At 69.9% G+C, this 9,875-nt stretch carries 8 protein-coding genes; 4 read left to right on the plus strand and 4 right to left on the minus strand.

Annotated elements, in window-relative coordinates:
* Positions 1-25 precede the first annotated feature (25 nt).
* Positions 26-253, minus strand: a complete 228-nt coding sequence (locus ACLD7X_RS10810) for a DUF3136 domain-containing protein (RefSeq protein ID WP_411423642.1) — start codon at positions 251-253, stop codon at positions 26-28.
* Positions 254-402: 149 nt separating this feature from the next.
* Between ACLD7X_RS10810 and pyrC the strand changes: the two genes are divergently transcribed.
* Complete coding sequence (pyrC, locus tag ACLD7X_RS10815) at positions 403-1,464, plus strand: dihydroorotase (RefSeq protein ID WP_411423643.1); 1,062 nt, start codon at positions 403-405, stop codon at positions 1,462-1,464.
* Between the two features lie 8 nt (positions 1,465-1,472).
* On the opposite strand, the gene ACLD7X_RS10820 is transcribed toward pyrC, so the two are convergent.
* Positions 1,473-2,960: a cation:proton antiporter domain-containing protein gene (locus ACLD7X_RS10820; protein WP_412006879.1), complete on the minus strand. Its 1,488-nt coding sequence runs from the start codon at positions 2,958-2,960 to the stop codon at positions 1,473-1,475.
* Between the two features lie 87 nt (positions 2,961-3,047).
* On the opposite strand from ACLD7X_RS10820, the gene ACLD7X_RS10825 reads away from it, so the two are divergent.
* The 3 genes from ACLD7X_RS10825 (at position 3,048) to ACLD7X_RS10835 (ending at position 8,247) form a co-directional block, all read left to right on the plus strand.
* Positions 3,048-4,667 carry a bifunctional orotidine-5'-phosphate decarboxylase/orotate phosphoribosyltransferase gene (locus ACLD7X_RS10825; RefSeq protein ID WP_411423645.1) on the plus strand — a complete coding sequence of 540 codons (1,620 nt, stop codon included), beginning with the start codon at positions 3,048-3,050 and terminating at the stop codon, positions 4,665-4,667.
* Positions 4,668-4,767: 100 nt separating this feature from the next.
* Positions 4,768-4,983 (plus strand): DUF3136 domain-containing protein, encoded by a 216-nt coding sequence (locus tag ACLD7X_RS10830; RefSeq protein WP_411423646.1) that lies wholly within the window; start codon positions 4,768-4,770, stop codon positions 4,981-4,983.
* A 111-nt stretch (positions 4,984-5,094) separates the two neighbouring features.
* Entirely contained in the window at positions 5,095-8,247 is a 3,153-nt protein-coding gene (locus tag ACLD7X_RS10835; RefSeq protein ID WP_411423647.1) for an efflux RND transporter permease subunit, read from the plus strand.
* On the opposite strand, the gene ACLD7X_RS10840 is transcribed toward ACLD7X_RS10835, so the two are convergent.
* Both ACLD7X_RS10840 and ACLD7X_RS10845 read right to left on the minus strand, forming a co-directional pair.
* A complete protein-coding gene (locus ACLD7X_RS10840; RefSeq protein ID WP_425625178.1) occupies positions 8,244-9,056 on the minus strand; it encodes a potassium channel family protein in 813 nt (270 codons plus the stop codon). The two genes, ACLD7X_RS10835 and ACLD7X_RS10840, sit on opposite strands and share 4 nt — an antisense overlap.
* Before the next feature lie 13 nt (positions 9,057-9,069).
* Positions 9,070-9,875, minus strand: an 806-nt coding sequence (locus tag ACLD7X_RS10845) for an SDR family NAD(P)-dependent oxidoreductase (RefSeq protein WP_411423649.1), incomplete at its 5' end; no start/stop codon positions are given.

A 9,875-nucleotide genomic window follows, 5' to 3' on the forward strand; every position in this document is an offset into this window, starting at 1 on the left:
TTCGGGCCAGCGGCGGCTGGAGGGATCAGGCCGCCACCTGGTCGAGCTCACGCTTCAGCAGCGCATAGAGGTAATCGGGGGACTTGTAGCGGGTGGGGAGGCACTTCTGGAGAAGGCTGAGCCGCTCCCAGCAGACGGTGCGCTGGATGGCCGTGAGTGTCTTGCCGTTCTTGATCAGCAGCCTCAGCGCCTTGCAGTAGGTGGGATAGCCCGCTTCCAGTTCGCCGATCGTGAGGTTGGCCTCAGCTCCCATGGAACCCCGGATGCAGCCTGGACCCTAAGAAAATCCGGCGGCCGCCCAGGCCTGCTCGGCGCTCAGCAGAAGAATTCTTAGGAAATCCAGCGGCTGCCCTGCCAGGGTGGACCCGGGCTCCTTGGGCCCCGTTGCGCTCCCACTCGCCGATGACCGTCCAGCCGGCCCAGCAGCTCGTCCTGCGCCAACCCGATGACTGGCATGTGCATCTGCGCGACGGCGCCATGCTCCAGGCGGTGGCCATGGCCACGGCGCGCCAGTTCGGCCGCGCCATCGTGATGCCCAACCTGAGCCCGCCGATCACCACCGTGGCCGCCGCCCGGGCCTATGCCACCCGGATCCACGAGGCTCTCCCCGATGGCAGCGGCTTCCAGCCGCTGCTCACCGCCTACCTCACCGACACGATCGACCCGCGGGAGATCGCCCGGGGCCACGCCGAGGGCGTGTGGGTGGCCTGCAAGCTCTACCCGGCCCATGCCACCACCAACTCCGCGGCCGGGGTGGGTTCGATCGAGGCGATCACGCCGGTGCTCGAAACGCTGGAGCGGATCGGCATGCCGCTGCTGATCCACGGCGAGGTGGTGGATCCGGAGATCGACATCTTCGACCGCGAGGCGGTGTTCATCGAGCGCCATCTGGAACCGCTGCTGGGGCGGCATCCCGGTCTGCGGGTGGTGCTGGAGCACATCACCACCGCCGATGCCGCCGACTTCGTGCGCAGCGGACCCGCCAACCTGGCGGCCACGATCACACCCCACCACCTCCACATCAACCGCAACGCCATGTTCCGGGGAGGCCTCCGTCCGGATTTCTATTGCCTGCCGGTGGCGAAGCGGGAGCTGCACCGCCTCGCCCTGCGGGCCGCCGCCACCTCCGGTGACCCGCGCTTCTTCCTGGGCACCGATTCGGCCCCCCACGCCCGGGCGGCGAAGGAGGCGGAATGCGGCTGCGCCGGCATCTTCAACGCCCCCTACGCGATCGAGAGCTATGCGGCGGTGTTCGAGGCCGAGAACGCCCTGCACCGCCTCGAGGGCTTTGCCTCCGAGCACGGACCCCGCTTCTACGGGCTGCCGCTCAACGACGGGCGGATCACCTTGCTGCGTCAGCCCCAGGAGGTGCCGAGCCGGCTCCATCTCAACGACGCGGCCGGCCAGGCTGTGGACCTGGTGCCCTTCCATGCCGGCGAAACCCTGCCCTGGCGCCTGCTCTGAGCTGGCCCTCAGGCCTCCCCGCCGCGGCCCCCCTCTAGACCGATCGCCCGGCACACCCTGGGCAGGGTGAGGCCCTGCACCAGCAGGTTGAGCACCACCACCACGAAGACGATGCCCTGGGCGTTGCGGGCCAGGGGCTCCGCCAGGGACGGATCGAGCCCCCGCAGCAGCGGAATGGCCGCCACCACCTGATACGACAGGGCCAGGGGCACGGCCCCGCGCAGACCGCACCAGCCGATCAGCAGGCCTTCCCGCCGGCTGAAGGGGGAGAGGGGCTGGAAGGCCAGAACCCCCAGCGGTCGCGCCACCAGCATCAGGGCGGCGGCGGTGGCGATCCCCATCGGCAGGGCGCCGATCAGTTCGCTCGGTTGCACCAGCAGACCGAAGATCAGGAAGATGGTGATCTCCGTCATGGTGTTGAACGGCAGCAGCACCTCCTGAATCGATTCGTGGTTCACCTCCGGGGTCCGGTAGGTCATGTTGGTCATGAACACCCCGGTGACGTACACCGCCACGAAGCCCGAGCCGCCCAGGAAGTGGGCACACCCGTAGTCGACGAAGGCGATCGACATCGCCACCACCAGCAGCTGGGAGCTTTCGTTCACCAGGTGGTCGATGACGAACTTGGCGACGTAGCCGAACAGCACGCCCACGATCAGACCTGAGCCGATCTGCTGCACGAAGTCCTGCAGGGCCTGCAGCAGGGCCTGGCTGAGGCTGCTCTCCATGCCAGCGCCGCCCCCCGGCAGGGACGGGCGGGTGAACAGCTTGATCAGCAGGCCGTAGACCAGCAGGGCGGCCGGATCGTTCACGGCCGACTCGAACTCCAGCAGGTGCTGCAGGCGTTGCGGCACCCGCTTGCTGACCTGGGCGAGCACGCTCAGCGTGGCGCCGGCGTCGGTGGAGCCCAGGCAGGCCGCCACCAGGAAGGCCGCGCCGATCGGGATGCCGTTGCCGAAGCCCGGCAGCAGCCCGTCGGCGGTGCTGGAGGACAGCCACCAGATCATCCCGCCGAGCGCGGCCGAGGTGATCACCACGCCACCCAGGGCCAGCAGCAGGCCGTACTCCAGGAAGCCCCGGATCGCCTGCAGATCGGTCTTCAGGCCGGCGTAGAAGAGGAGAAGGGCCAGGCCGAAGACCTGCAGGCTCTCCGCCTCGACGTGGTTGAGGTCGAGATAGTTGACATTCACCACCAGCCCCAGCAGCAGCACCCCCAGCACCCCGGGGATGCCCAGCCGGATCGAGAACTTGCTCATGGCGAGGGTGCCGAGAAACAGCATCCCGATGAACAGCAGCCGCGCCTGGATCGGCACATCCTCCAGGCCGGCGGAGGTGGCCGTGACGGTCGCCGTGACGTTGCCCATGACGCTGGCGAGCATCGGCGTCAGGACCTGCGTCGGCACCGGCATCGGTGGTGGGCGGCGGATGCCGCGACCGTAGGCGCGGCTGCCGCGCTCGGCCTGCAGCCATCCCCGTGCGGCCATCGGGGCGACCATCGGGGCGACCATCAATAAGAGCTATGTCGGCCCCTCGCTTCCGGCCTGGCCCCTGCCCTAGCAACAGGCTCAGCCAGCCTCAGGGCGATGGGGTTCTTCATTCGCCTCACCGACGCGATCGCCGACCGCCAGTCGCTGCTGGTCACCGGCCTGGACCCCAATCCGGAGATGCTGCAGAGCTGGGTGGCCCGTCGCGGGCTGGCCGGCCGCTCCTTCCTCAGCCAGGCCCGCCACTGGATCAAGGCGGTGATCGAAGCCACCGCCCCCCACGTGTGTGCCTACAAGCCCAGCCTCGGCTTCTACCAGGCGCTGGGGCCGGTGGGGCTGGAGCTGCTCCTGGAGGTGCGGGATCTGGTGCCGCCGGACCTGCCGCTGATCATCGACTGCAAGCACGGCGATCTCAACTCCTCCTCGGTGCTGGCCCACTACCTGTTCAAGGATCTGCTGGCCGACGCCGTCACCCTCTCGCCCCTGGCCGGGCAGGACATCGCCGCTCCCTTCCTGCTCTATCCCGACAGGGCGGTGGTGATCACCTGCCACAGCTCCAACCAGGCGGCCCGCCAGATCCAGCACTTTCCCGACGACGACCAGCCCCTCTACCTGCGGATCGTGCGCGAGTGCCTGCTCTGGGCCACGCCCGAACAGCTCCTGCTGGAGGTGGGCACCAGTGATCCGGCGATCCTCGCCCGGGTGCGCCAGGTGGCCCCGGAGCGCTTCCTGATCCTGCGCAGCCTGTGGGGGGTGGAGGAGAAGCTCGAGGCGATGCTGCAGGCCGGGCTGACCGCCGCCGGCGATGGCCTGCTGCTGCCCCTGCCGCAGAACCTGCTGGTGGAGGACGACATCGCCGAGCGGGCCGCGGCCCTCAAGCTGCAGATCAACGCCACCCGGGCCCAGTGGCTGGAGCAACGCGGCGCCGGCACCGCCGAACGCTGCGACCTGTGGTTGCCCGCTCCGCCGCCCCGCCCGGTCCTGGAGCGCGGCCCGGCCGGCCGGCCCCAGCCGGCCGCGGGGGTGACGGCCAGCCTGAGCACCGGGGCCACCGCCACGGTTCCCCCTCCCCCTCCGGCCGCGGCGGGTGTCGCACTGCAGGAATCGCTGCTGCCCTCGGCGGATGTGCTGGAGTCGCTGATCGTGGATCTGTTCGATATCGGTTGCCTGCTGTTCGGCGACTATGTGCAGGCTTCCGGGGCGGTGTTCAACTACTACATCGATCTGCGCCAGATCATTTCCGATCCCAACCTCTTCCACCGGGTGCTGCACGCCTATGCGGGCCGGATGGAGGAGCTGGTGTTCGACCGGATCGCCGGCATACCCTACGGCTCCCTGCCCACAGCCACGGGTCTTTCCCTGCTGCTGCACAAGCCGCTGATCTACCCGCGCAAGGAAGTGAAGGCCCATGGAGCGCGCCGCCTGATCGAGGGGGATTTCGAGGAGGGGGATCTGGTGGTGGTGGTGGATGACATCCTGATCACGGGCGGCAGTGTGCTGGAAGGGATCAACAAGCTGGAGAGCTCCGGCCTGCAGGTGCAGGATGTGGTGGTGTTTCTCGACCATGGCGGCGACCATGACCGTCGCGCCAAGGAGCGGCTGGCGGCGGCCGGTTACCGCTGTCAGGCCGTGCTCGGCATCGACGCCATCACCCGGGTGCTCCACGCCGCCGGGCGTCTCAGTGATGGCCAGGCCGCGCTGCTCCTGCCCGAGCTCTGAGCGCGGCAAACCCGCCATGGCCTGGGGATCCTCAAGCCCCGAGACCGCGGACTCCTAGGGTGAACAGGCGCCCCTGAACCCCCCGGGCGCCCCTCCCGCCATGAGCAGCAGCACCGGCCTCACGATCGGGGAACTGGAGGCGAACTACTCCCTGTACTGCAAGGCCCTGCGTCGTTTGCTCCAGGAGGGCCGCAGCCGGGCGGCGATCGAGCGCACCGTGTGCTGGAGCCGGCTGGCCCAGCTGCACCTCTGCCTGCCGGGCCGCTACAAGGCGCCGGATTACCTCTGTGTGGTGCTCAAGCGCGATCTCGCCTAGGGCCGTTCTCCCTTCGATCCACGCTCTTCCAGTCCGCTCTCTCCTAGAACGTGCCTGCGCGGCCCGGATCCGGGCCCTTCCCAGCTGCGCAGACCTGCCTGAAGCCCCCGCGTGAAATCGATCTCGGATCCCTTTCTGCGCCGGCCGGTGCTCACGCTGGTGATCAGCCTGCTGGTGCTGCTGGCCGGATTCGTGAGCCTGCCCGGGCTGCAGATCGAGAATCTGCCCCCCATTGCCCCAGGCCGGGTCACGGTGAGCACCAGCTATCCGGGGGCCAGCCCCGAGGTGGTGGAGCAGGGGGTGACCACCCTGCTGGAGAAGCAGCTGAATGGCCTGGAGCGCCTCGATCAGGTGCGCTCCACCAGTTCGGCCGGCAGCAGCAGCATCACCCTCAGCTTCGAGGGCGGCGATCCGGAGATCAACCAGATCAACGCCCAGAACGAGGCGGCGGTGGTGAATCCGCGCCTGCCGCCCCAGGTGGCCCGCTTCGGGGTGCGGGTGCGCCGCAGTTCCGACGACCTGCTGATGGTGCTGAGCTTCAGCGCCGACCGTGACCTCTACGACGACACCTTCCTGAGCGGCTGGGTGGAGCAGGTGGTGATCGACCGTCTGCAGCGGGTGTCGGGGGTGGGGGAGGCCCGCCTGTTCGGCGGCAGTCCCCTGGCCTTCCGGCTCTGGCTCGATCCGGCCCGGCTCAACCAGCTGGGGCTCACCATCACCGATGTGCGCGATGCCCTCGAGGAGCAGAACGTGCTGGCGGCCCTGGGCCAGGCCGGTGATGCGCCCGCTCCCGACGACCAGATCCTCACCCTGCCGCTGCGCATGGAAGGCCGGTTGCGGACGGTGGAGGAGTTCGAGCGGCTCGTGGTGGCGCCCACGCCGGAGGGCGGGGTGACCCTGCTGCGCGATGTGGGCCGGGTGACCCTCGGCAGCGAGAACTACGACGCCATCGCCACCAACCTGCAGGGCAGGACCACCGTGGCGATGGGCATCTTCCAGCGGGATGGCAGCAATGCCCTGGATGTGAGCCGTGGCATCAGCACCGCCCTCGACGAGATCACCGAAAGCCTGCCGCCCGGGCTCGAGTTCCAGGTGATCATCGATGAGGCCGAGACGGTGCGTGAGAACATCGACCGCACCCTGGCCAGCCTGCGGGATGCGGTGCTGCTGGTGTTCCTCTCGCTGCTGCTGGGCCTGGGCAACAGCCGCCTGGCCCTGATTTCCGCGCTGGCGGTGCCGGTGGCGCTGGTGGGGGCGCTCACGGTGCTGCGGCTCACCGACAGCTCGATCAACACCCTCACCCTGTTCGGCATGGTGCTCGCCACCGGCCTGGTGGTGGACGACGCCATCGTGGTGAGCGAGGACATCGGTCGCCGGCTGGAGCGGGGGCAGCCACCGCTGCTGGCGGCCCGCGAGGCCATGGCCGAGCTGGGTGGGGCGGTGGTGGCCACCTCCCTGGTGCTGATCGCCGTGTTCCTGCCGGTGCTCACCCTGGGCGGCAGCACCGGCCGCCTCTATGCCCCGATCGGCCTCACGATCGGGGCCACGATCGTGTTCTCCACCTTCAACGCCCTCACCTTCACGCCCGTGGCCGCCAGCCGGCTGCTCAGCTCTGAGCAGCGGGAGCCGGCCTGGCTGCGCCGCTGGATCGATCCGCCGCGGCGGGCCCTCGAGGCCCTCGAAGTGCCCTACGACCGCTGGCTCACCCGGGCGCTGGGCTGGCGCCGCCGCATCGTGGCCCTGCTGCTGGTGGGCCTGCTGCTCACCGCCGCGGCCTACCAGCAGCGGCCCAAGGCGTTCATTCCCCAGGAGGACGGCAGTCAGCTGCGGGGCATCGTGGTGCTTCCCGACGGCATGGCGCTGGCGCGGACCCAGGCGGTGATGGAGCGGGTACGGCAGGTGATCGCCCGCGACCCCCTGGTTGTCTCGGGCAACTTCTACGCCGGTCGATCCTTCGGCGACAGCGGCCCCAACAAGGGCATCTTCTTTCTGCGCCTCAAGCCCGTCGAGGCGAGGCCGGGCAGCGACCAGACCCCGGCCGCCCTGGCCGGCCGGCTGAACGGCCAGCTGGCCTCCACGATCGACGATGCCCAGGTGGTGGTGATCGAGTCGCCCACGGTGCGCGGTTTCGGCAGTGAGGGGGGCATCGAGTTCGACCTGCTCGACACCAGCGGCGGCCGGCTCAGCCTCACCGCGTTCGAGCAGACCGCCCAGGCCTTCATCGAGGCCGCCGAGGCCACCGGCGCCTTCGAGCGGGTGAACACCCGCTTCCAGGCGGATGCACCGCTGATGCGGCTGGAGCCGGATCGGCTCAAACTGGCGTCCCTGGGGGTGGATCTCGAGGAGCTGGTGGATGTGCTCGGCGCCAGCTTCGGCAGCGACTACGTGAACGACAGCTTCGAGGGCGACCGGGTGCGGCGGGTGATCGTGCAGCTCGAGGGCTCCGAGCGCCGCAACGTGCAGGATGTGCTGTCGCTGCAGGTGCGCGGCAGGGATGACACCCTCATCCCCCTGGCCCAGCTGGTGCGGGTGGTGGAGAGCACGGGTCCCACGGCGATCAACCACACCCGCCTGGTGCGCTCGATCGGCATCCGGGCCCAACCGCGGCTGGGGGTGAGCACGGGCCAGGCCATGGACCGGCTGCAGGAGGTGCGCCGCCAGCTGGGCAGTTCCGCCACCGATCTGGAGTGGGCGGGCCTGGCCCGGGAGGAGGCCCGCGCCGGCGGCGCCAACGAGCAGGTGTTCCTGCTGGCGGTGCTGGTGATGCTGCTGGTGCTGGCGGGCCTCTACGAGAACTTCATCGACCCGATGATCATCCTGGTCACGGTGCCCCTGGGGCTGCTGGGCGGCATCGCCGGGCTGGCGATCCGGGACCTGCCCCTCGACGTGTACGGCCGCATGGGCCTGCTGGTGCTGGTGAGCCTGGCGGCCAAGAACGGCATCCTGATCGTGGAGTTCGCCAACCAGCGCCTGGCCGCCGGAATGCCGCTGGAGCAGGCCATCCACGGCGCCGCCGTGGCCCGTCTGCGCCCCATCCTGCTCACGGCCATCTCCTCCCTGGCTGGCTTCCTGCCGCTGCTCTTCGCCTCCGGTGCCGGCGCCGCCAGCCGCATCAGCATCGGCACGGTGGTGTTTGCCGGCCTGCTGGTGGCCACGGTGCTCAGCCTGTTCGTGGTGCCGGTGATCTACAGGATCGTGAAGGGCTGGGAACTCCGCCGCCGCGCTCCTCGGGCAGGCGAGCAGCGCGGCTCCGAGGCGTTCTAGGGATCCCGCTGCTGCTCGGCCCTCTGCTGCTCAGCCCTCTGCTGCTCAGCCTTCTGCGGCGGCTCGAGGCTGGGGGGCTGGGCCAGGCCCTGTGGCTGGACTGTGGAGAGACGGCTGATCAGCAGGCCCATCACCGCCGCGATGTAGAAGGTGCCCACCACGGCCAGCCCCACGCTCACCATCTGCGCCATCGGCGTGAGGGGGGTGATGTCGCCGTAGCCCGCCGTGGTGAGACTCACGAAGGCGAAGTAGTTGAGCCGCACGAAGTTCAGGCTCCATACCGGGTACACCTCGGCCTCGGTGGCCGGGATGGAGCCGGCGAGGTTGATGTTGCTGAAGCTGCCCGGCGTGGTGGTTTCCAGGGCCGCGCATATCAGCCCCCCCGCCAGGCCCAGCATCAGGTAACCGGCCAGGGATCCCCGCAGCACATCCATGCTCACCTCCTGTTCCTCCGCCAGCCCCCGGATCAGCCGGATCGCGCTCCAGTTGCTGAACAGGGCCCAGAGGATCAGCACCGGCACGCCCGACTGGCGCAGCTGCAGCGGTGTGAGGAACCAGAGGAGCCCGCTCACGAAGGTGGCCCAGCCGAGCAGCTTGAACAGCCGGCGGGGTACGGCGCCGACCTTCAGGTGATCCACAGGGTCGCCCAGGCCCAGCACCATCACCAGCCCCAGCAGGAGATAGCCCACGCTGGAGATTCCATGCCAGGTGGGCGGCAGGGTGAAGCTGATCAGCAACAGCAGACAGGCCGCCAGCAGGGTCTTGTAGGTGCGATGGGGGCGGCGGAGCTGGAAGCGGTGGCGCGTCATCGCGGCCGGACGATCAACCGCCACTCTCCAGCACGCAGTTCACGGCCAGCTCGAAGGGCACCGCTGCGGCCGGCAGGCTCAGCAGGTGGGCCACCGTGTCGGCCAGGTCCTCGGGCTGGGTCATCGCCTCGGGCGGCACGGCTGTGACCGCCGCGGCCATGGCGGTGTTGACCCAACCGGGGCAGATCGCCGTGACGCGGATCCCCGCCTCCCAGCCCTCGTTGCGCAGGGCCTGGCACAGCCCCATCAGGGCGAACTTGCTCACGCCGTAGGCGGCGAGCCGTCCCTTGACGCGTTTACCGCTCATCGACACCAGCGTCAGCACCCGGCCGTCACCGCTGGCCTCCAGGTGGGGCCAGGCGGCGCGGCTGAGGCGCCAGGGACCCATCAGGTTCACGTCGAGGAGCTGCCGGATCTCACCGGCTTCCTGGGTCGAGTAGGTCACCCCCACCCGCGACAGGATGCCGGCGCTGTGCACCACCGCATCCACGCCGCCCCAGCGGGCCACCGTGGCCTCCACCCAGGTCTCGCCACTGTTGGCGCTCTGCTCAGCGGCCAGGGCGTCGTAGGGATGGATCAGCAGCCTCTCGGCTGTCCCGGCGATGGAGGGGCTGGACGCCCACCAGGCCTCGGGCGCTTCCGGATCCCGGACCCCGAGGCTGAGGCGGTGCCCGGCCTCCAGCAGCCGTGAGGCGATCGCCCTGCCGATGCCCCGGCTGGCCCCACTCACCAGCACGGTGCGCTGCCGCAGCGCCGGGGAGGGGCCGGGGTGCGGAGGGGGCTGGGGGGAGCGCTGCGGGCGGGCCATCGGTGCGGGAG

This window comes from Aphanothece microscopica RSMan92 (assembly GCF_046613545.2).
GTDB lineage: Bacteria > Cyanobacteriota > Cyanobacteriia > PCC-6307 > Cyanobiaceae > NIES-981.

What these genes read in the sequence shown, in the direction of transcription:
- ACLD7X_RS10810 (WP_411423642.1), bottom strand. Translation starts at nt 253, where the DNA reads ATGGGAGCTGAGGCCAACCTCACGATCGGCGAACTGGAAGCGGGCTAT.
- pyrC (WP_411423643.1), top strand. Translation starts at nt 403, where the DNA reads ATGACCGTCCAGCCGGCCCAGCAGCTCGTCCTGCGCCAACCCGATGAC.
- ACLD7X_RS10820 (WP_412006879.1), bottom strand. Translation starts at nt 2,960, where the DNA reads ATGGTCGCCCCGATGGCCGCACGGGGATGGCTGCAGGCCGAGCGCGGC.
- ACLD7X_RS10825 (WP_411423645.1), top strand. Translation starts at nt 3,048, where the DNA reads ATGGGGTTCTTCATTCGCCTCACCGACGCGATCGCCGACCGCCAGTCG.
- ACLD7X_RS10830 (WP_411423646.1), top strand. Translation starts at nt 4,768, where the DNA reads ATGAGCAGCAGCACCGGCCTCACGATCGGGGAACTGGAGGCGAACTAC.
- ACLD7X_RS10840 (WP_425625178.1), bottom strand. Translation starts at nt 9,056, where the DNA reads ATGACGCGCCACCGCTTCCAGCTCCGCCGCCCCCATCGCACCTACAAG.